This is a genomic window from Faecalibacter macacae, assembly GCF_003687725.1.
Taxonomy (GTDB): Bacteria; Bacteroidota; Bacteroidia; order Flavobacteriales; family Weeksellaceae; genus Empedobacter; species Empedobacter macacae.
In genome coordinates, this window is record NZ_RDOJ01000011.1 from 74,800 (window position 1) to 96,509 (window position 21,710).

Annotated in this window: 18 protein-coding genes; 4 read left to right on the plus strand and 14 right to left on the minus strand. The window is 29.5% G+C overall.

Features of this window, described 5'->3' with window-relative positions; all coding sequences use genetic code 11:
- Positions 1-158: 158 nt before the first annotated feature.
- The 8 genes from EAH69_RS09090 to porU all read right to left on the minus strand — a co-directional run bounded on the left by EAH69_RS09090 (position 159) and on the right by porU (position 9,564).
- A complete protein-coding gene (locus tag EAH69_RS09090; protein ID WP_121934883.1) occupies positions 159-485 on the minus strand; it encodes a hypothetical protein in 327 nt (108 codons plus the stop codon).
- A 190-nt stretch (positions 486-675) separates the two neighbouring features.
- On the minus strand, positions 676-1,299 hold the full coding sequence (locus EAH69_RS09095) for a hypothetical protein (protein WP_121934884.1): 624 nt from the start codon (positions 1,297-1,299) through the stop codon (positions 676-678).
- Positions 1,292-1,507, minus strand: coding sequence for a hypothetical protein (locus EAH69_RS09100; protein ID WP_121934885.1), 216 nt, complete (start codon positions 1,505-1,507; stop codon positions 1,292-1,294). Before EAH69_RS09100 ends, EAH69_RS09095 begins: the two co-directional genes overlap by 8 nt.
- A gap of 79 nt (positions 1,508-1,586) precedes the next feature.
- Positions 1,587-2,669, minus strand: coding sequence for a fatty acid desaturase (locus EAH69_RS09105; protein ID WP_147439118.1), 1,083 nt, complete (start codon positions 2,667-2,669; stop codon positions 1,587-1,589).
- Between the two features lie 187 nt (positions 2,670-2,856).
- Positions 2,857-3,252, minus strand: coding sequence for an OsmC family protein (locus tag EAH69_RS09110; protein WP_121934887.1), 396 nt, complete (start codon positions 3,250-3,252; stop codon positions 2,857-2,859).
- 6 nt (positions 3,253-3,258) lie between these two features.
- Positions 3,259-4,143 carry a pirin family protein gene (locus tag EAH69_RS09115; protein WP_121934888.1) on the minus strand — a complete coding sequence of 295 codons (885 nt, stop codon included), beginning with the start codon at positions 4,141-4,143 and terminating at the stop codon, positions 3,259-3,261.
- A gap of 110 nt (positions 4,144-4,253) precedes the next feature.
- A complete protein-coding gene (porV, locus tag EAH69_RS09120; RefSeq protein WP_121934889.1) occupies positions 4,254-5,435 on the minus strand; it encodes a type IX secretion system outer membrane channel protein PorV in 1,182 nt (393 codons plus the stop codon).
- A 232-nt stretch (positions 5,436-5,667) separates the two neighbouring features.
- Complete coding sequence (gene porU, locus EAH69_RS09125; RefSeq protein WP_121934890.1) at positions 5,668-9,564, minus strand: type IX secretion system sortase PorU; 3,897 nt, start codon at positions 9,562-9,564, stop codon at positions 5,668-5,670.
- Between the two features lie 167 nt (positions 9,565-9,731).
- On the opposite strand from porU, the gene gldJ reads away from it, so the two are divergent.
- From gldJ to EAH69_RS09140, 3 genes are all read left to right on the plus strand, one after another.
- Positions 9,732-11,345 (plus strand): gliding motility lipoprotein GldJ, encoded by a 1,614-nt coding sequence (gene gldJ, locus EAH69_RS09130; protein WP_121934910.1) that lies wholly within the window; start codon positions 9,732-9,734, stop codon positions 11,343-11,345.
- Between the two features lie 65 nt (positions 11,346-11,410).
- The gene (locus EAH69_RS09135) at positions 11,411-12,691 is read left to right on the plus strand and encodes a UDP-N-acetylmuramoyl-tripeptide--D-alanyl-D-alanine ligase (protein WP_121934891.1); all 1,281 of its coding nucleotides are present in this window, start codon (positions 11,411-11,413) and stop codon (positions 12,689-12,691) included.
- A gap of 34 nt (positions 12,692-12,725) precedes the next feature.
- Positions 12,726-13,259: a hypothetical protein gene (locus EAH69_RS09140; RefSeq protein WP_121934892.1), complete on the plus strand. Its 534-nt coding sequence runs from the start codon at positions 12,726-12,728 to the stop codon at positions 13,257-13,259.
- A gap of 38 nt (positions 13,260-13,297) precedes the next feature.
- Here the strand turns inward: EAH69_RS09140 and ctlX are convergent, their stop codons facing one another.
- The 5 genes from ctlX to EAH69_RS09165 all read right to left on the minus strand — a co-directional run bounded on the left by ctlX (position 13,298) and on the right by EAH69_RS09165 (position 18,878).
- The gene (ctlX, locus tag EAH69_RS09145) at positions 13,298-14,236 is read right to left on the minus strand and encodes a citrulline utilization hydrolase CtlX (RefSeq protein ID WP_121934893.1); all 939 of its coding nucleotides are present in this window, start codon (positions 14,234-14,236) and stop codon (positions 13,298-13,300) included.
- A gap of 3 nt (positions 14,237-14,239) precedes the next feature.
- On the minus strand, positions 14,240-15,154 hold the full coding sequence (locus EAH69_RS09150; RefSeq protein WP_121934894.1) for a dimethylarginine dimethylaminohydrolase family protein: 915 nt from the start codon (positions 15,152-15,154) through the stop codon (positions 14,240-14,242).
- Between the two features lie 82 nt (positions 15,155-15,236).
- A complete protein-coding gene (locus EAH69_RS09155; RefSeq protein WP_121934895.1) occupies positions 15,237-16,214 on the minus strand; it encodes an amidohydrolase family protein in 978 nt (325 codons plus the stop codon).
- 156 nt (positions 16,215-16,370) lie between these two features.
- Positions 16,371-16,631, minus strand: a complete 261-nt coding sequence (locus tag EAH69_RS09160) for a hypothetical protein (RefSeq protein WP_121934896.1) — start codon at positions 16,629-16,631, stop codon at positions 16,371-16,373.
- A 3-nt stretch (positions 16,632-16,634) separates the two neighbouring features.
- Positions 16,635-18,878, minus strand: a complete 2,244-nt coding sequence (locus EAH69_RS09165; protein WP_121934897.1) for a RelA/SpoT family protein — start codon at positions 18,876-18,878, stop codon at positions 16,635-16,637.
- A 335-nt stretch (positions 18,879-19,213) separates the two neighbouring features.
- Here EAH69_RS09165 and EAH69_RS09170 point away from each other — a divergent pair, with 335 nt between their 5' ends.
- Positions 19,214-21,115 carry an AMP-binding protein gene (locus tag EAH69_RS09170; protein WP_121934898.1) on the plus strand — a complete coding sequence of 634 codons (1,902 nt, stop codon included), beginning with the start codon at positions 19,214-19,216 and terminating at the stop codon, positions 21,113-21,115.
- Between the two features lie 28 nt (positions 21,116-21,143).
- Here EAH69_RS09170 and EAH69_RS09175 read toward each other — a convergent pair whose 3' ends face one another.
- Positions 21,144-21,656, minus strand: coding sequence for an ankyrin repeat domain-containing protein (locus EAH69_RS09175; RefSeq protein ID WP_121934899.1), 513 nt, complete (start codon positions 21,654-21,656; stop codon positions 21,144-21,146).
- Positions 21,657-21,710 lie beyond the last annotated feature (54 nt).

Sequence of the window (21,710 nt, forward strand, 5' to 3'; positions counted from 1 at the left end):
ATTATATAAAGATTCTTCGACTAACTCAGAATGACATTTGTTCTCTCTGATTAAATTAACTTGTATATAAACACGTTTTCAAGATTAAATCCTAACTAAATGCGAAGCTGAAATGAATTCAGCTTGACACAACAATCAAACAGAATGACAATTGAAGATTAATCAGAAACAATAATATTTGCTTTATTTTCAACTATGAATTGATTGTAATTTCCTTTTTTAATCTGAATATTTTTAATGGAATTATTTCGAATCACAATTCTTCTTGATTCATTATTTTCTTCTGACCAAGTGTACAAATCTTTTTTAATTGTATGATTTAAATCCCAAACATATACTTTATTAAAACTCTTTTCAATCACTCCAGCTTCAGTATATTTAATATAAGAATCCTTATTATTTGATTGATTTTTAAAAATCAAATCGCCATCTTTTACCTCATTATTATAATAAACTAAATTTCCATAACGATCTTCTTTATCCATTAAATTTAGACCATAAAACAAAAGGCTAATAGTTGAAAAAATTAAAGCAATAAATATACTTAATAAGACTTTAATTGTGGATTTCATAAGTGTTGTTTTTTTTAAGTTTAAATAATTGATTATTAAATATATTAACAGTATTTAATAAAGTTTTACTTTAATTATAAATTTTAAAGATTTTAGAATTAAATCATATCCCATTGATCTCATAAATTTTATAAAATTTCTTAGTAGAATATTCTATTTTCTTTTGAAGTTGAGCAGAATCAAGTTTAAAGTCTTCAAAATCTTTTGCTGTTTTAGGATGAGTTAAATACATTTTTAAAACTGAATCTTTTCGATGTATTACACCATATTTATATTGGTTAATTTGCAGCGTATCTAAATAGATTGTATCATTATTTATTGTGTAGTTCCCGACTTTTCGATTAATCCCAAAACATACTGATTTTTGGAAATATTTACCATTCTTTTTAAACTCAAAACTTGATGTACAACTTGCAACACCTTCTTCATGAACAAATAGTAGATTTTCTCCGTAAATCATTTTATCATCAATCAAACCAAAAGGCTTATAAATAATTAATCCTAATAAAATACTGCTTATTCCTAAAATGATGATATGAAAACGTATTGGATTGTTCATCCATTTATACAATCCGATCAATATCAAAATTACAACAGCAATGAAGATAATAACCTCAATGATATATAGTATAAAAGAGATTAACCCTAAATCAAAAAAACCTTGGACTTGGATTAATAAAAATAAGGTCATTGATAAACCAAAGATCAATTTAAAATATTTAGACATTCCGAATTATTTTAAAAATTCCTAAAACAAGACTTACAATCAATAAAGCGAATGATAAATACATTAATCCGATTCCTAAAAATAGCGTTATATTTAAGAATGAATGAGGAAAATAACCAGTCCAAGTTAATGCATTAATTATCCAACCTAAGATGATTCCTAAAATAGATAATAAAAATAATTTCGTAAAAGGATAAGTGCTAAACATAAATATAGAACGTATCGTTTATAATTCTATTGCATAAAAAAAGCGACCTCATCAGGTCGCTTATATATTTATTTTGATCTTATTTAGTTGTTTCGTGGTAACGATTTGCTCTTCTAAATGTTCCTAAATCATTGAATCGAACACCGTGAGCTTTCATTACTTCGTGGGCTTTTTTACGAGCAATATGACGTACATAAAACGTTTCATTAACTACAAAATGGTGAATTGCATGCGTCCAACCGAAGAAGAAACAAAAAATTTGGAAAGGATATGTCCACCAAACGTTTAAGATTTGTGTCTGTTCCATCACGTTTCCTTTTTCAACATCACCAAAGTAATGTAAGTTTGAAGTAATAAAATGTAAAGAAAACTGACGTAATAAATTTGGTAATAATACAATGTAAATAATTGGATTACTCCATTGTAAAACAGCATCAATCCAACTTGGTAAAACAAAATCTGTATTGAAAATTCCGTTGATAAAATTTACTACCGCATCCGCAGAATAGATATACAATAAAATATGAGCGATAATAGTTAAAGGAATTAAACCAAAAACTCCGTAAAGTTTTAATTTGTTTGCAACTTCAAATTTTAAATTTCCGTTTGTAACCTCTTTCTTGATATCAGAAAATAAACCAACAACTCTGAATAAATTTCCTAAAACTAAATCTGGAGTAAAAATTAATCGTTTTAGCGACCATTTTTCACCGTTTGTAACTCCACGCTCTTCAACATCATGTAAAGTTCCTGAAAAACGATGATGATGAAAGTGTAATGTTCTACGGAACCATGGATTTAAAGTTAAAGGTCTTAAAATCCAAATCCATCCTAACATAAAGTTATGGACAGCTTTATTACTTTTAAAGTACATATAATGGATTAAATCGTGTTCTAACTCATGTAATAATCCAAATAAAAATGCGTTTGCAGGAATTAAAACCCATGCAGATACAATTCCTATATACCATAAATAGCCTAACAATAAACTTAAAACTACTGCAAATGCAAAGATTGCAAAACCAATAGCGTTTTGATGTTTTAAAATAGGATATTTCGCCTTTAAATCTTTATATGATTGTGTAATTTCTCTACGAATTGCACTTGTTCTTTGTTGATGCGTCACGTTATCAATGTTCTGATTATCCCGCAATTTAATCATTTATGAGCAGAATAAATAGTACTTCTTACATCTTAACTATTTTTAAACATAATTTATTCCATTTTGAATAAATTCATTTAACTTTTAAAAACTCTATATCAAGCTAGTACAGAAAAGGATTTAGACAAATAAAAAAAGAGAAAAAATCCTAAGATCTTTTCTCTTTTTGATGAATAAAGTTAAAAATCTAAATTAACTCCACGATAGTTTCAATTTCGTGACCTTTTTCTAACAATTTATGAACTGGACATGCATTAGCAATTCCGTTAATTCTTTTTGCTTGTTTTTCATCAAAAGTACCTTTTACTCGAACTATTCTTTTAAAAGTTACAGGAAATGAAGAATAATCGAAATCTACATCTACTTCAACAGAATCGTAAGCCCATTCTTTATGGTTAAAATACATTTGTAAAGTAATTATTGTACAAGAAGATAATGCACCACCAATTAATTCCATAGGTGTTACAGCTGTATCTTTACCACCTTTATCAAATGGTTCATCAACAATAAAGTTTAATCCTCTTGTAGATAATTCAGTAATATAACTTTCTTTGGTAGAATTTCCTTTAATTTCAACACTCATCTTATCTTATTTTTTAGTTTTATAATCAGGCATTGGAACATAATCGTTATCTCCTGGAACTAATGGAAATTTATGATTTGTCCAATCTTCTTTTGCTTGCTCTAATCTTTCTTTTGAAGAACTAACAAAATTCCAATAAATGAAGCGTTCTTCTGGAAAAGGATCTCCACCAAATATATAAATAGTAGTTCCTGCTTTTAAATTTAAAGTACAAATTGAAGCATCTTTAGCTACTAATAATTGTTTTTCACCATAAGATTGACCTTCATCTATCACTTCACCTTCAAGTATATAAAGAGCTGATTCTCCGAACAATCCACTCCCTAAATTAACCTTTCCATCAACTTTAGCTTTAGCTTCAATATAATACAATGGAGAATGTACTGGAACTGGCGATTCTAAGTCTTTATATTTCCCAGCAATTAATTTAAAATCGATTCCATTTTCTGACCAAGTAGGTAATTTATTAGATTCAATATGAGTAAAACTTGGATCAATCTCTTCTTTTTCTTTGGGTAAAGCAATCCAAATTTGTAATCCATGTACAACCTTATCAGTCGTACGTAAATATTCTGGTGTACGTTCTGAATGAACTACACCTTTACCACCATCCATCCAATTTACAGCACCTGGTGTTATTTCTAAATCATTACCCAAACTATCTTTATGTTGAATTGAACCTTCAAATAAATATGTTAAAGTAGACAATCCGATATGTGGATGAGGTCCAACATCTAAATTTTGATAATCTTTTAAATGTGTTGGTCCCATATGATCAATAAATACAAATGGACCAACTGCTCTTTTTTGACGGAACGGTAATAAACGACCAACTAGGAAGTTTCCTAAATCCGCTGCTCTTTCTTCTATTATTAATCCAACGTTAGACATAGTGATTGTTTTTACAAATATAGGTTTTAATCTTTTTTTATTTTGTTGATGTAAGATAATAAAAAAGTCAGCCCAATGGACTGACTTAATATAAAGTATTGATCGAAATCTTAGTAATCGTAACTATTTTGAGTTTCTCCTCCGAAATTCCATGAAACTCCGAAACGTAATGTATTTTCTAATGCATTATTCGTTTTAGATGTTGGAATTAAATAAGAAAAATCAATTCCGAACGAATTATATTTTAATCCAGCTCCTAATGTTAAGTGCTGACGATCTCCTTTCATTGCATTTTCATGAAAATAACCTGCTCTAATAAATAATGCTTCGTTATAAGAATATTCAGCTCCAACAGAATATGTTATTTCTTTCAACTCTTCAGAACCTCCACCTGGAGCATCACCAAATGAACTAAAAATTCCGTCAATAGGACCTTTGTTTGGAATGTAACGGTAACGTACATTTCCTTCTTCGTCAAATTCATATTGAGGTGTTGGAACTAATAATTTAGCAAATTCAGTAGTAACTGCAACTTTGTTATAGTCATCAAATTTGAAATCATAACCAACTCCTAAACGTAAATTTGTAGGTAAGTATGATGAATTATCTTCTTGATTAGAATAATCTAATTTTGGACCGATATTAGAGATTTGGAAACCTGCACGTAATTTACCATCGAAATTATTAGTACTCATTGTTTCTGATTGATAGAAACCTGCAATATCTACTGCAAATGTATTTGCTGGCTGAACTGTTGCATCATTTAATCCGTTGAATAAGTCTGAACGAATAAAACGACCTGTAACAGCCATCGAATAATAATCTGATAAACGTAAACCGTATGATAAATCGATAGAGAATTCGTTTGGTTTTGCAATACCGTCATTTTGTATTTGACCAGTTGCTGCATTTAAACTATTCAACTCAATTTCACCCATGTTAAAGTAATAAATACTTGCTGCTAAGGTACTACGTTCTTCAGTTCCTAAAAATGTGAAATAAGTTGCGTTTAACAAGAAAACATCACTTGTTAAAGAACTCATATATGGTGTATATGTAAATGCTACTCCTGAATAATCTTTACTAAATGCATATTTTGCAGCATTCCAGTATTGAGAAAAATTATCTGCTGATGTTGCAACCCCTTGATCTCCTAATGATCCTGCACGTGCATCAGGTGAAATTCTTAAAAAAGGTGCACCTGTTAAAATTGGGTTTGGTTCATTTGGAATTTCTTGCGCAAACAAAGCAACCGACATTAACATCAATAAGCTACTGGTAATCTTTTTCATGTATCTATTATTAGTTATTTATTTATTATAGTATAAAAGCCCGCAAATATACAGTCCTTTTACGTAATAAGGGATTAACAATGTTAAAATTTATACTTATTTATACTGTTGAATTTATTATTACAAACCGTATTTTTAAAATATAAGTGATTTAGTTAAATTAAAATCTAATAGATAACGAAATAAAATATAAAATATTGTAAAAGGCCAGTTTAAAAACTGACCTTTTTAATTATTTAAGAATTACTAATTTTTCTATTGCGGTTGCTGTTCCTTTACAAGTTTCAGAATTTAAACCTCTAACATTTGCTTTATAGATGTATGTTCCTTTTCCAATTTTATCTCCAAAATCATCCAATCCATCCCATTCTATTGCATATTTTCCTGTACGATAACCTTCTCTAAAAGGTTCTGCTGAAACCGTTTGTTTTATTGTTTTTACTAATCTTCCAGAAACTGTAAAAATCTGCACCATTACTTCTAATTCAGAATCACAATTATGCTCGAAATGGAAAAACGTATTATTAGTGAATGGATTTGGCCAGTTTAATAATTTATCAATATGCAATTGATTTGAGCCACTTTCCATTACAACAAAATCTAAAGTTGCTGTATTAGAATTATTATTAATATCCCAAAATTTAAGTTCAACTTTATGACTTCCTAATTCAAGATTTTTTAATTGATAAATAACTTGTCCTTTTTGGAAATCTTCAAAATTTTTATTGACACATGGATTACTGTCACCAGATTCAAAATATTCATTTAAAACATAAGAATCCTGAATACGACCATCTAAAGTTGCAACAACATCATGTCCAATACTTGATCCTGTTGCATTTATCCCTGTATTATCCGTTAAACAACCGATAAGATAAGGATCACGATCTGTAATACCACCATTCGCAAAGTTTAAATTATTCATGTATAATTTTCCTTGTGGAATTTCATCATCATTGATACCGTTTTCATTTAAACCACCAACAATCACTTTAGAATTCATTACAGCATCTCTATTTTCACTGTATGCATAAAGGACTAATTTACGTTCACCAACTTCGTAATTAATATCTTTTGGTACATAATATTTCATTGTAAATTGACCGTCAGTTACTTTGGAATTCCCTTTATAGATTGTTTTAAATTCTTCTGTAAATGAATAAGGTACAAAACCTCCGTGGCCTTTATTATTTCTTAAAGCTTTTTCTACTGGTTTTTCATATAAAATATTCTGAACGTTACCATTAAAATTACCATCTAAAGCAAAATTTTCATTCAAAACTTCTCCCTGAATTTCAACAAAATCTAATGCTTTAATTTGATGTGAATTATAATCAACATCTACTCCATTAACCTTAAAATTTGTAATTCGGATATCTTGTTTCGGACGAGAAACTGAAACCATTGGATCTCCTAATAAATTAACACGAGAATGATCTGAAGCTGTTACTGCATAAGATTTCTTCGCATTCATTAAAGCTTTTCCTGTTGATATATTTTGATGATTCTCTAAACGAAATAATTCTTTTAAAATATACCCATTAAAAGCAGATCCGTAAACTGTACCAATTGGACGATTTGTAGTTAACATAGTTAAAGCTCCACCATTGTTATTTTTTAACATCATTTCTCCGGCAGAGTTGTATTGTGGCAAATCCCAAACTGTAAAATCACATGTAATAGTCGCAACAATAGGAACACGTGCGAAAGTATTTGTAAAATTTGAAAGATTTGTTAATTCTTCTCCTGTAATAATACGTTCCTGAGCCCAAGATCTTGGACCTCCATGACCGTAATACATCATGAAATTTGTGCCTAACTCAATATTATTAAGTATAGCACTATTTATCATTGGATAACGTAAACCAGCTGAAGTTTGTTCAGGTTGATACGCATCAATATATAATTTGTTTACAGCATAAAATTTATTCTGATTTTGATCAAAAACTGAATTAAAATCTTGATCAAATCGAGGTGTATTTACTTCAATACTTGCATATTCTGGATCATCAGAAATTGCTACAATCTTAGTTCTCCAATCGCCGTACGAATTTCCTTTGTTCGGAATTTTTTCATAATACGAAATAATCTTATCAACTAAAGTTTTAGCTTCAGATAAATTAGATGCAGGTAAACGACCAATTGCAATATCTAAATTATTCGCATTGTATGTATATGTACCATTCCCAGCGTCTAATGCAAAATTAGCTTGGTCGCCTAACATTGCATAATAATCATCTGAAGTAATCGAACTTTCTAAAGACTCTGAATTTAAATTATAAAATGACGGTATAAGATTAATATTTCCTTGCACTCTATCTTTCGGATCATAAGTTGTAGCGCCTAAAAGAATCGCATATTCTAATGGATTTCCATTGTCTTTTAAGTGTTTTAAGAAGTCACGAATCGCTATTGGATCTTTAGAACCAGATGAAAAATCATTATAAATTTCGTCCGTAGTAACAACTGCTACTTTTATATTATTGTGTTGTTCTCTAAATTGTGCTAACCTAACTGCTTGTTCTTTTAAACTTGGATGTGTTATAATTGCTAATTTAATGTCATTAAAAGCCCTTATTTCTTGATTGGCTACACGTCCAACAAATGCCACATCTGTATATAAATGCTCGTCTTTAAAAGCAATAAATTCGTTTTTAAAATCTTGCGATGTAGAAGAATAATTATATGTCGAATGATTTGGAATGATTTGATAAGTTGATGAAATATCAGATACATCCCAAACTTTTACACCTGAATTATTAGAAAGATTAAACCCAAATGTTTCACCAGTATTTATATTAGATAAATTCCTGAATGAAAACTGAGCATTACCATATTGTAATCGTTCTTTGTATTTAACTTCTATGAAATTGATAAATGCTAATCCTCCAGGGTTTGAAGCATTATTATATGCAATATTGACATTAAAATCATTTCCTTGAATAGGAAATTGTACTTGATTTGTTCTGTTGTTAAATGCAGAAGTATTAAAATTTTCTGAACCTAGATTAGAGCCATTCAAAGTTATAGATGCAGAAGTATTTAGTGCATTCTTACCCACAACAGAATATTTTAAATATCCTGTTTGTCCAGCTTCAAGATTATTGGTTTTAAAATTCTTAGTAAATGTATTACTACCATTTAACATTTCACCAACCCATTGACGACCAACTTGGTTAATATTTAACGAATCTTTTTCATGAAATTGATACGCATCATAAGAGTTAAAATTAGTTACAGGTGTTGTTGTGTTTTCACGAGCCGAAATACGCTTACCACTATTACCATCATATGTTATATAATAATAAGAATAGTCATCATATAAGTTATAACGTAAAAAAACATCAGCTAAAGAACTCTCATTCTGTCTAAACCATTGATGAGGTCCTTTTGCATAAAAAGATATATAATCGTTTGTATCAAAAGAATTGTCTTCACTTCCTATAAACTCGATAGGAATTTCTTGTAAAGCACCGTAACGAAATTCGCTCGCATTTTCCATCATACGACCGCTTCCATTTCCATAAATTTTTAAAGTTGATAAATTATATCCTGAAGTAGGAATTCCATTTGTTGTAAAAAAACTTTTATTTAATTTAAAAACTCCTGTTCTATCCACTTTAATTTTAAACCAATTCCCATCCTTTAAGACACTACTTCTACTATCTTCAAAAACTCTATATTGTGACTCGACACGATTATTATTTGTTGATTTTTTTAAATCAAATGAGTTAATTCTATGGATTGATTCGCCTTTTTTAATGTAAGGAAATACAGAAATTAAAGTTTTTTGAACATTATTTTCAAAAAATATTTGTCTTGATATATTTATTTTATCAGAAACAATTTCAAATGCTCTAAATTGTACTAATTCAGCTGTTGTTAAAGGAGTTGTATTCGCATTTATTATTTCAACTCTATCGATTCTTTCATTTAAAACTATATTAAAGTTTGGCGTATAGTATTCATTAAGTGAATATTCATCTGAATTATTGAAAAACGGAACCTTTATATTTTGACCATTAGTTAACGCATAGTCCTTGTTATTTTCCCAATTTATTTTGTAATTTTGGGAAAATAAATGACCATAATTTAATAATGATATTGCTAGAATTATGTATTTCTTCATATTTAGAAAACGATTATAGCACAAATATATTTTTAGATTAATAAAATAAAAAAATAAATATTTCGTTTGAGTTAAATAAATATAGCGTTCGGCTTTGTTAAATTGCTGTTAAATGCTTTTATTTGCAATAAATTTAATATTTAGAAAACCATAAGTATTCTATGAAAATGAATAAAGGACGTATTTTTTCTTTAGTGCTTGCAGCAGCATCTCTTACAACTTTTGTAGGTTGTGCATCAAGTGGTGGAAAGAAAAAAGGAGGTGGAACAAAAACTTTCACAAGCCGTACAGGTTGGAAACCAAATGATAGCAAAGGATGGTTTTTTTCCGGAAAACAGAAACAGAATGTTAAAGGGTGGCCTGGTATGGTTTACATTGAGGGAGGATCTTTCACAATGGGACTTACTAAGGACGATGTAATGCATGATTGGAACAATTCTCCTGTTCGTATGCAAGTAAAATCTTTCTTCATTGGAGAAACTGAAGTTACAAACTACGAATACCGTGAATACTTAACATGGTTAAAAGTAGTTTTTCCTCCAGAAGAAACATTATATAAAGATATCTATAATGGTGCTTTACCTGATGAGTCTATCTTCAATAATACGTTATCACGTGATGATTTCTCTACTGAAAATTATATGTTTTCACAAGAGTTTAGTTACTATCCAGTAGTAGGTGTAACATGGTTACAAGCAGTTAACTACTGTGATTGGTTAACAGATCGTGCTAATGAAAGAGAATTAATGAACAAAGGAATTCTTGCTAAAGATTACTATTCAAACGAAGAATACAACTACGGTGAGAAAACTTTTAATACAGAACAATATAAGAAAAATGATTCTAACGTTTCTGAAGCAATTGATTCTACTAAACTTTTAAAAAGTTACCAAATTAAATCAACTAATACACGTATTCAAAATGCTAATCGTTTAACACGTTCTGACGATGTTCAACAATTCAGATTACCTTCTGAGGCTGAATGGGAATATGCTGCATTAGGTTTAGCAGGAAACAGAGAATTTAACCAATATAAAGGTAAAGAAGTTACTCAAAACACATTCCGAGAAGAAAAAGGGAGAAACAGAGGTCAATATTTAGATAATTTTAGACAAGGTCGTGGAGATTATTCTGGTATTGGTGGATTCGGTAACGATGGTTCTGCTATTACAAATGACGTTAAAAAATTCCCATCTAATGATTATGGAGTTTATGGTATGTTAGGAAATGTTTCTGAGTGGACTGCTGACATCTACCGTCCTATTATTGATGATGAAGCGAATGATTTTAACTATTTCCGTGGTAATACTTTTAAAAAGAATATCGATGATGGAAATGGAGGTTTCGTAAAGTACAATGAAGAGAACATTGAATATGACACTTTAAATAATGGTAGATTAGTATACAAAGGATTACCTGGTTCATATAAAAAAGAAATCACCAAAGATTATGGAAATCATAGAGATGGTGATACTAAATCTACTTTAAACATTACTAATGATGAAAACATTAAAACAAGTGATATGTATAATTCACCTGTACGTAGATTTATTGTTGATCAAAATGGTAAAGTTATATTAGAGAAAGATTCATCTCAACGTACATCTGAAATTTCTGATGAAGTCCGTGTAGTTAAAGGAGGTTCATGGAGAGATCCTATTTATTGGCTAGATGCTGGTCAAAGAAGATATATGCACCAAGCTGATGCTACATCTTGGATTGGATTCCGTGTAGCTCAAGATTACAAAGGATCTAAAGAGTCAAAAAGAACTCGAAGATAATCACACAAAATAAATATAATTAAAAACTCGGTTCATGTAACCGAGTTTTTTTATACCTTTATTCTATGAATATAGCTGCAATTTTTGAACTATTTTTAAATAATAGAAAAATAACAACGGATACTAGAAAAATAGAAAAAGGAACAATATTTTTTGCCTTAAAAGGAGCTAATTTTAATGGAAATCAATTCGCTAAGTTAGCAATTGAAAACGGGGCATTAGCTGCAATTGTTGATGAAAAAGAATATGAAGATTCATCAAAGAACATATATTATGTTAAAGATTCATTAGTTGCTTTACAAGATTTAGCAAGAGCTTACCGTAATTATTTACAAATTCCGTTTATTGCTTTAACTGGCTCTAACGGAAAAACTACTACAAAAGAATTAATTTCTTCCGTTTTAAAAGAAAAATATAAAGTACATTATACTTTCGGAAACTTAAATAATCACATTGGTGTGCCATTAACAATTTTATCTATTCCTAAAGGAACTGAAATAGCTGTTATTGAAATGGGTGCAAATCACCAGAAAGAAATAGAACTTTTATGTACAATTGCTCAACCTGATTTTGGATATATTACGAATTTTGGAAAAGCACATTTAGAAGGTTTTGGTGGATTTGAAGGCGTTATTAAAGGAAAATCTGAATTATATAATTATTTAGAAATTAATGATAAAAGCGCATTTGTTAATTTAGAAGATTCAATTCAAATCGAGAAAACTCAAGATATAAATATTATTTCATTTGGTATTGAAAAAGGGAAATACAACATCTCTCCTATTCAAAGCAATTCTGACTATATAGCTGTTAAATTTGATAATACTGAAATTCAGACTAATTTAACTGGAGCATATAACTTTAGTAATATATCTTGTGCAATAGCGATCGGAAAGTATTTTGAATTATCTACAGAAGAAATTAAAAGAGGTTTAGAGAATTATATTCCAACAAATAATAGATCACAAATAATTGATAGAAAGTTATATAAAATTATCATGGATGCATACAATGCAAATCCATCAAGTATGGAAGCTTCATTAAAGAATTTCTCTACTTTTGAAGGAACTAAAACAGTAATTCTTGGTGACATGTTTGAATTAGGCGAAACATCTGATAATGAACATAATAATATAGCAAAATTAGCTTTAACTTACGGGTTTGAACAAATTTATTTATTAGGATCAAACTTTCAGAAAACTGATATTCAATCAGATAAAATAATAAAATTTAATAATAGAACAGATTTTGAAAATTATGTTAAATTAAATTTTAAATATACAGATAACATTTTGATAAAGGGTTCACATGGTATGAGATTAGATCTTTTAACAGGTTTAATATAATAAATAAAATTCATTAATATTTTAATTAACCCTTATGATTTCATATATATATCTTCTAGCAATAAATATTAGTCCTTTTATCTTTAGTCTTAATCAAAACAAAAATGATGGATTAATAGATTGGTCAGAAAATAGAAAATTAACATTCAGTGATTTTAAAGCAAAACCAAAAACATCGAAAGGTGTTGAAGGTGAATTATCAACAAAAATTACTTGGACTGTAAGAGAAGAAACTGGTAAATTACCAGAGTATAAAATTTATAATAAAATGAACCCTTATGAATCGTGGGTTTCTATTAAACACGAAGAATTATTAAAGGAATATCAATTTCTTTGGAATCTTTCAGAACTATACACACGCAAGACACGTAAAGAAATTGAAGCATTAAAATTTAAAAAAGTCAAGAACAAAGAGCAATATAAAAGTATAATTGTTAAGAATGTTCAAAAATTTCAAACCGAAAGACAAAAATTTAAAGGGACATTACATAATCAACCCGATTTATATAAAATACTAAACAATCAATATCAAGATTCTTTAAAAATATATAGCAAATATGCTAGATAGAAAAAGCGATTCAGTATAGAATCGCTTTTTGAATTTTATTATACTTTAGGTAAAAATACTTCCGCCATCATACAACGAGCAGAACCACCACCAAGTTTTTCTATCAAATCAATTTTAACAGGTAAAATTGGATTGTATTTTTCTATTGCACTAATTTGCTCAGTTGTTAAAGAATCAAAAGCAGTTTGTGACATTACTAAATATTTTTGCCCTAACCCTCCTACTTGTAACATATTACCTGCAAATTGATGCATTTGCTCTTCAGTAATTGCAATTATCTCTTTTTCAGTATCTTTAAGATTTTCTACAACGTATTTACGTTGTTTTTTATCATCAATTGTAGATAAACAAATCACTGCATATTCATCTGCAACACACATCATAACATTAGTATGATAAATTGGCAAACGCTCTCCATTAACAGTTTGATTGGCTGTAAATATAACTGGCGAATACTCTAATTCTTCACAAAACTCTATAAACAACTCTTCATCAGTACGTTGTGAAATTGCAGCATAAGCTATTTCATTTTGACGATCTAAAATAATACTTCCAGTACCTTCTAAATAAATCTCTTCGGCTTCAGCTGAAGTATAATCCAACACATCTATTATGTTAAATCCCTTTTCCTCTAAAAGTGCTAATACATCCTCTTCTCTACGTTCAAGCCTTCTATTTTCAGCATACATTGGGTATTGAACTACTGTTCCATCTTCATGAAATGAAATCCAATTGTTTGGAAAAATTGAATCTGGAGTATGTGGTTTATCTGTATCTTTTATCGTAATAACATTTACTCCTTTTGATCGTAAAGTAGAAACCATATTTTTAAACTCAGCTAATGCTTGGGCTTGAATTTTTTCAGCTTCTTCGTCTACTTGATTTTGAAAATAATTATTTACAGCTGTCTGTGGATTATAATTAAAATTCACAGGTTCAACCATCAAAATAGTGTTTGTATATTGTTCTCTTTTCATCTTTTATTTTCTAATTAACGGCATTGTTGAACAACGTAAAAGTCCACCCATCTTAGAAATATTTCTATAATTAATTGTCTCAACTGTCATTCCCCAAACATTTTGTAAATGATCATTTAATCTTGTAAAATTTTTCTCTGTTACTACAATATCTTCAGCAATAGAAAATACATTTGGAGTCATCCAATACATTTCTTCTTTCGTAACTTCAAATAAATTATCCTTTCCAAAAATATCAACAAGAGTTTGAAAATCTTTTTCAAACAAAAATCCGTCTTTATATATAATGGCTTTATCTTTTCCTACTGGTTGAAATGTACAATCTAAATGTAAAATTCCTTCGTACGGATTTGTATCATGTTTTTTCAAATCAAAATTTAAAACTTTTTTGTTCGGAAATTTTTCTTTGATATAATTAACAAATTGAATGTTTGTTCTACCTGTCTTATAATTCTTAAAATCAGGTTGATTATAAGTTCCTACAAAGATATAATCATTGTACAAAATAACATCACCACCTTCTACATATATGTTTTCATCAAGATATGTGATTTTATTTCCTTTAAATTTTTCTTTGATTTGATCGTAAGCTTTTCCTTCTTCGGCACGATCGGGAATAATATTCGAAACAAAAAATTCATCATCAATTACAAATCCTACATCACGTGAAAACACTTGGTTTACATTTTCTATTAATGAAGGACGTAAAACTTCAACATCATATTTTTTTAAAACAGATTCAAATTCAGTCATTTCATCAACCAAATCTTCCTCTATAGGAAAATCATTATTAAAAACAGTTTCATAAGATTTTGCATCGAATGTTTCTTCTAAAGTCGGAATTGCACCGTTTAATTCTGCTCTTCCAAGAACAACGACTTTTAATTGTGCTGTTTCATTCTTAACGTTTAATTTCATGGCTTTTTAAATTTAGTAAAATGATGATCCAAAAAAAATCTCGCATAAAGCGAGATTTTAATATTCTGTATAAATATACATTTTATTTTTTAATTCCTAAGGCTTTTAAACCATTATCAGTCGCAATTTCTGCTAATTTATCTACATCATAGAAGTGACATGACTCTAACATTACACGTAATTCAGTAAGTAAATGTCCGTCAGAGAATGGTTTATAAATATCGTTGATGTTATCTGTACCAAAAGCTACATTAATTCCCCTAGGAATCATCTCATCAACTGGTGTTACAGAATTGTGAGACGGAGCTAAACGTTCTGTACGATTATGATCGATCCAAGCAGTTGGACATGAAATAATGTGCATATCTGCTTCTTTAATTAAATCATATAATTCAAAGCGATATTTTCTTGGATGTGCTGCAACAGAAATTGAGTGAACTGCTGAAACTTTCCCTTGCATTCCATGTTCAATTGTTTTACGAGCTAATTGTTCTGTTTCTTTCTCTTCATCTGTATTGAACTGATCTACGTGAACGTGAACTAATTTATTTTTTACTTTAGCTGTTGATAGTAAAATATCTAAATGCTCATCTTCTCTACCGAAATCTTTTGCTGGTAATCCTCCAATAATATCAACGAAATCTGATGACATATCAAACCACTGACGAGCTTTAGGGTCAATAACTCCTTTTAAAACTTGATTAGCGAATCGAATTTCGATGTCTTTTCCGTAGTTATCTTTTAAACGTTGAGCCGCTTGAATTGAACGATCTTCGATTACCTCATCACAATCAATGAAAGAACCAATTGCTTGTGCACCTTGCTCTAACATATAAGTAATCGCCTTTTCCATACGGAAATAGATATCATCTACAGACGAATTACGCTTCATATCATCTACTAAATGCCATTTTTCCTTTAAGTAAGAATTTGATAAAGCGAAAGTATCTGGCGTTAAAGAATAAGCACGATCTAAGTGTGAATGAGCGTTAACCCATCCTCCTTTTGCTTTTACCTTTTCTAAAACTTCTTCGATTGGATTGTAATTCTTTGCGTTCATTGTATTGTGTGTTGTTTGTTTTCGGGGTGTAAAATTAAAACGGATTTGCCTTATTTCTTAACGAAAATGATAGGATTTATTCTAAAAGATTTCTGTAACTTTGTGCCTTTATTACTAGTCTCAACGAAAAAGTCCGACATTATTTGTCGGACTTTTTTATTTTTTATTGGTTATTTTAATCAATCCGTCTGGATATTTAGGATCATCTTTAATTATAACTATATTTTCTATCAAATCTAAATTTAGTTTTAAAGCAATAGATTTATCAGCAACTACTCCATCAATCATAAAGGTTGGATCTTTAGGTGTTTTAGAAATTTCTTGAGTACTTCGATGTAATTGTTTTACAACTTCTTTCTCCTGAGCTAAGGCTATATTAACAAAAAATATAGTAAATAGTAAAAATACTTTTTTCATAAATTAATTCTTATAAGTTCTTTTTACAGTTTGTATACCTTCAATTTTTTCTAATTCTTTCATTACTTCTTCTAATTGAGATTTATTTTTAACTGAAAGTGTAATCTTTCCATTAAAAACACCCGCCTCTTCTGATAAATTAATGCTATGCATATTTAATGCATTGTTTTTAGAAACAACTAACGTGATATCAGAAACCATACCTGGACGATCTAAACCTTCTAGCACTATTAATGCTTTAAATTCTTGCTGGGAAGAGTCTATCCATTTTGCTTTAATAATTCTGTACGCATAATTAGCTTGTAAAGAAACCGAATTTGGACAATCTACTTTATGTACTTTAATTCCTTTAGAAACAGTAATAAAACCATAAACCTTATCTCCAGGAATTGGACTACAACAAGTAGCCATTTCATAATTTAAACGCTCTTCGTCATTACCAAAAACAAGACTGTCTAGTTTAGTTTTATCTACAATTTCTTGTGGTTTTGGTTTTGAAGGCGATGAACTAAACGTTGATTTACGAAAACGATTAAACAATCCTGTAAAACCAGTATTATTATCTACGTATTTTCTTAATTCATTATTATCAATAACACCAATTGCGACATTATAAAATAAATCTTGACTTGAGTTTAATTTAAAAAACTGCTGTAATTGATTCACAGTTTGCTCAGAAAAATCAACTTTAAGATGTCTAAGTTTTCGCATTAAAATTTCTTTACCTTCATCTGCAACTTTACGTTTATCAGAATTTAAAGAAGCTTTAATTTTACTTCTTGCTTTAGATGTAATTGCGTATTCAAGCCATTCAATTTTAGGTTTTTGCTGAGAAGATGTTATAATCTCGACCTGATCTCCGGATTGTAATTTATAAGAAAGTGGATATAATTTCCCGTTTACTTTTGCTCCTAAACAACGATCTCCTACGTTGGTATGTATTGCGTATGCGAAATCTAATGAACTTGCTCCTTTTGGTAACGAATGTAAATCTCCTTTTGGAGTGAAGACATAAATTTCTTTCGAATACAAATTAAATTGAAAACTATCCATAAATTCGATAGCATCTTTTGTATCCTCTTGCTCAAGCATCTCACGAACTTGATGAATCCATTCATCAACTTTTGTATCTTCTTCGTTATAATTTTCTTTGTATTTATAATGCGCAGCGATACCCATTTCAGCAACTTCGTCCATACGCTCTGAACGAATCTGAACTTCAATCCATCTTGCTTCTGGCCCCATCACAGTTACGTGTAATGATTCGTAACCTGTAGATTTTGGATGAGTTATCCAATCTCGCATACGTTTAGGATTCGGAATATAAATATCCGTAACCATTGAATATATCTTCCAAGCTAAGAATTTTTCATTCTTACGATCCGATCGATAAATTATTCTAATCGCAAATAAATCATATACTTCTTCAAAAGGAATTCCTTGTTTTACCATTTTACGGTAAATAGAATTTATAGATTTAGAACGACCTTTTATTTCAAAATCAAGACCTTCTTCATCTAATTTTTCCTTTAATGATTTAATAAAATCTTTAATATATTTTGCTCTATCTTCTTTTGTTTCAGTTAATTTACGTTCAATTGCATAATATTCTTCCGGTTTTGTATACTTTAAACTTAAGTCTTCTAACTCAGATTTAATATTATACAAGCCCATTCTGTGCGCTAAAGGAGCGTAAATAAAAATAGTTTCAGAAGCGATTTTTAACTGTTTATCTTCACGCATACTTTCTAGTGTACGCATGTTATGTAAACGATCTGCAATTTTGATTAAAATAACACGAACATCTTCAGATAGAGTTAATAATAATTTCTTATAATTCTCTGATTGTATCGATACATCTTGTTTATTTAATACTGAAATCTTAGTAAGTCCATCAATAATTTTAGCGATTTTCTTTCCAAATAATTTTTCAATATCCTCTATCGTATAATCAGTATCTTCTACAACATCATGCATTAAAGCTGCTGCAATCGAAGTTGCTCCCAAACCAATTTCATCAGCTACAATTTTTGCAACAGCTATTGGGTGATATATATAAGGTTCACCTGTCTTTCTTCGCTGATCTTTATGTGCTTCTACAGCTAAATCAAATGCTTTTCTAATTAATTTTTTATCATCATCAGACAAGGTTACGTATGTGTTTTTCAACATCTCTTTGTAACGTCTTGTAATCTCAATATTCTCTTGCTCAAGCTGTTCTTGAGTCATCACTAACGGAGCTGCCATCTTTATTCTAGTTTTGGGTAATAGTTAGCCTAGCCTTTAACTTTGCTTTAGGATTATTCTACTAAATATACGTTAATTTCTGATTATATCTTTTAAATTATATTAACAATTAATGATTCTAAATAATCATTTCCCTTCTACTTTATAAAATATTAATAACACTAAAATAAAATTAGAATCAAATTTATAACCAAAATTAAATACACTTTTATTTAGTTTGATTTTAAAACAGATTTGAAATTACATTTTCACAAAATAGAATAAAATAGATTTTTATATTAGATTTCAATTACATACATTCATAAATAATAAAACACAAACAATTTACACTTAACATGAATTATAATAATTTTTATGACAATAGTATTCAAAACCCTATTGATTTTTGGAAAGAAGAAGCTAATAAATTAAAATGGTCCAAATACCCTAATGAAATCCTAAAACAAAATGAAAATGGTCATTATACTTGGTTTGTTGATGGAGAAATTAATTTAAGCCGACTTATTTTAGAAGAAAATATAAATGCTGGAAGAGGAAAACAGAATGCAATTTTATATGATTCTCCTGTTACCGGTATCAAACAAAAAATTACTTACAATGAATTGCATGATAAAGTTAGCAGATTTGCAGGCGGTTTAACTAAATTAGGTTTACAAAAAGGTGATGCTGCTATAATTTATATGCCAATGGTACCTGAAGCATTAATAGCTATGATAGCTTGTGCAAGAATTGGTGTAATACATTCAGTTGTGTTTGGTGGATTTGCAGCTCCAGAATTAGCAATTAGAATAGATGATGCTCAACCAGATGTTATTATTTCAGCTTCATATGGAATTGAAATTGACAAAAAAATCAATTATAAACCTCTTGTTGATGAAGCAGTAAAAAATACATTATACAAACCAAAACATCATATTTATTTTGAACGAGAAGGTCATACTGATGATCTATCCGCAGAACATATTCATACTTTTGATGATATGTATAAGCATGAACCTATTGATGCAATAGAATTACCAAGTACTCATCCTCTTTATATTTTATACACTTCAGGAACAACTTCAACACCAAAAGGTGTAGTTAGAGACACGGGAGGATATGCAACTGCATTAAATGCAACCATGAAATATTTTTACGATGTACAACCTGGTGATACAATACTTACTGCAAGTGACATTGGTTGGGTAGTAGGACATTCTTATATTGTTTATGGACCATTATTATACGGAGCAACTACCGTTTTGTATGAAGGAAAACCAATTAGAACTCCTGATGCCGGAGCGTTTTGGAGAATGGTTGAAGAATATAAAATTAAAAATATTTTTACTGCTCCAACTGCAATTAGAGCAATTAGAAAAGAAGATCCTAACGGAGATTTATTCAAAAAATATGATACATCAAGTCTAAAAAAACTATTTGTAGCTGGTGAAAGATGTGATACTTCAACTTACTATTGGTTAAAAGATATAACTCAAAAACCTGTAATTGACCATTGGTGGCAAACAGAAAGTGGTTGGCCAATGCTTGGTATTTGTAATGGTTTAGAAGAAAAAATTCCAGAACCTGGTTCTGCCGGCTTACCTGTATTTGGTTATGATATAAAAGTTATTAATGAAGAAGGTGAAGAACAAAATGCTAATATTGAAGGGTCAATCGTAATTAAGTTACCGCTACCTCCTGGTTTTATGAGTAGTTTATGGAGAAACGAACATCGTTTTATTAAAGCTTATTTTCAACAATATTCTGGTTATTATTTAACCGGAGATGGTGGTTATAAAGACGAAAATGGATTTGTTTTTATTACAGGTCGTACCGATGATATTATCAATGTAGCTGGACATCGATTAAGTACAGCAACAATGGAAGAATTGGTTTCTTCGCATCCAGATGTAACCGAATGTGCGGTAATAGGTATAAAAGATGAATTAAAAGGTCAAATTCCAATTGGATTAATCGTAACAAAAACTGATACTTCAAAATCCGAAGAAGAAATAGAAAAAGATTTAGCTCAATTAATTCGAAATGAAATTGGTGCTATCGCTTGTTTTAAAACAGCTATTCAAGTTCAACGATTACCAAAAACAAGAAGTGGAAAAATTCTTAGAAAGACATTAGCTCAAATTCCTGATGGAGTTTCATTAACTATTCCATCAACAATTGATGATCCAACAATTTTAGAAGAAATAATACACGAATTTTCTAGAAGAAAAATTGGTGTAGCATTCGAGACAGTATAGTAAAAGGAGAACTTTCGTTCTCCTTTTACTATTTTAAAAGATTTAAAATCTCATTATTTTCCTGTAAAATCGCATGATCTTTTGCTGTTTTACCATTATTATCTTTAATTGATAAATCAACACCTTTTTCAATTAATAATTTAGCAATATCATTACGACCGAATGTAACTGCAAAAATTAATGATGATGCATTATTAAAGTTAACTTGATTTACATCAGCTTTATATTCAATTAATAAAGAAGCTAATTCTGTATACCCTTTAAACGCTGCGCCCATCAAAGCATTATTCCCTGATTTATCTTGCGCATTTGGGTTTGCTCCTTTTTCTAATAATAATTTAGCTGCTTCTTTATTATTACTATATACAGCTAAAATTAATGGTGTAAATCCACGTTCATTAGCTTTATTAATATCTGCTCCTCCACTAATTAATTGCTCTATTTCAGCAACGTTATTTCCTCTTGATGCAGCATATAAATCCTGTGCCATTACTACATTTTTAGCAAAAACTAAGGCTAATGTTAAGATAAACTTTTTCATAATTGATTGTTTATTTTGAAAGTCATGGAGCCGAACTCAATCGACTCCAATCTA

What these genes read in the sequence shown, in the direction of transcription:
- EAH69_RS09160 (WP_121934896.1), bottom strand. Translation starts at nt 16,631, where the DNA reads ATGAAAAAAGTATTTTTACTATTTACTATATTTTTTGTTAATATAGCC.
- EAH69_RS09135 (WP_121934891.1), top strand. Translation starts at nt 11,411, where the DNA reads ATGAATATAGCTGCAATTTTTGAACTATTTTTAAATAATAGAAAAATA.
- gldJ (WP_121934910.1), top strand. Translation starts at nt 9,732, where the DNA reads ATGAATAAAGGACGTATTTTTTCTTTAGTGCTTGCAGCAGCATCTCTT.
- EAH69_RS09095 (WP_121934884.1), bottom strand. Translation starts at nt 1,299, where the DNA reads ATGTCTAAATATTTTAAATTGATCTTTGGTTTATCAATGACCTTATTT.
- EAH69_RS09110 (WP_121934887.1), bottom strand. Translation starts at nt 3,252, where the DNA reads ATGAGTGTTGAAATTAAAGGAAATTCTACCAAAGAAAGTTATATTACT.
- EAH69_RS09115 (WP_121934888.1), bottom strand. Translation starts at nt 4,143, where the DNA reads ATGTCTAACGTTGGATTAATAATAGAAGAAAGAGCAGCGGATTTAGGA.
- ctlX (WP_121934893.1), bottom strand. Translation starts at nt 14,236, where the DNA reads ATGAAAAGAGAACAATATACAAACACTATTTTGATGGTTGAACCTGTG.
- EAH69_RS09090 (WP_121934883.1), bottom strand. Translation starts at nt 485, where the DNA reads ATGGATAAAGAAGATCGTTATGGAAATTTAGTTTATTATAATAATGAG.
- EAH69_RS09105 (WP_147439118.1), bottom strand. Translation starts at nt 2,669, where the DNA reads ATGATTAAATTGCGGGATAATCAGAACATTGATAACGTGACGCATCAA.
- EAH69_RS09165 (WP_121934897.1), bottom strand. Translation starts at nt 18,878, where the DNA reads ATGGCAGCTCCGTTAGTGATGACTCAAGAACAGCTTGAGCAAGAGAAT.
- EAH69_RS09150 (WP_121934894.1), bottom strand. Translation starts at nt 15,154, where the DNA reads ATGAAATTAAACGTTAAGAATGAAACAGCACAATTAAAAGTCGTTGTT.
- EAH69_RS09170 (WP_121934898.1), top strand. Translation starts at nt 19,214, where the DNA reads ATGAATTATAATAATTTTTATGACAATAGTATTCAAAACCCTATTGAT.
- porV (WP_121934889.1), bottom strand. Translation starts at nt 5,435, where the DNA reads ATGAAAAAGATTACCAGTAGCTTATTGATGTTAATGTCGGTTGCTTTG.
- porU (WP_121934890.1), bottom strand. Translation starts at nt 9,564, where the DNA reads ATGAAGAAATACATAATTCTAGCAATATCATTATTAAATTATGGTCAT.
- EAH69_RS09140 (WP_121934892.1), top strand. Translation starts at nt 12,726, where the DNA reads ATGATTTCATATATATATCTTCTAGCAATAAATATTAGTCCTTTTATC.
- EAH69_RS09100 (WP_121934885.1), bottom strand. Translation starts at nt 1,507, where the DNA reads ATGTTTAGCACTTATCCTTTTACGAAATTATTTTTATTATCTATTTTA.
- EAH69_RS09175 (WP_121934899.1), bottom strand. Translation starts at nt 21,656, where the DNA reads ATGAAAAAGTTTATCTTAACATTAGCCTTAGTTTTTGCTAAAAATGTA.
- EAH69_RS09155 (WP_121934895.1), bottom strand. Translation starts at nt 16,214, where the DNA reads ATGAACGCAAAGAATTACAATCCAATCGAAGAAGTTTTAGAAAAGGTA.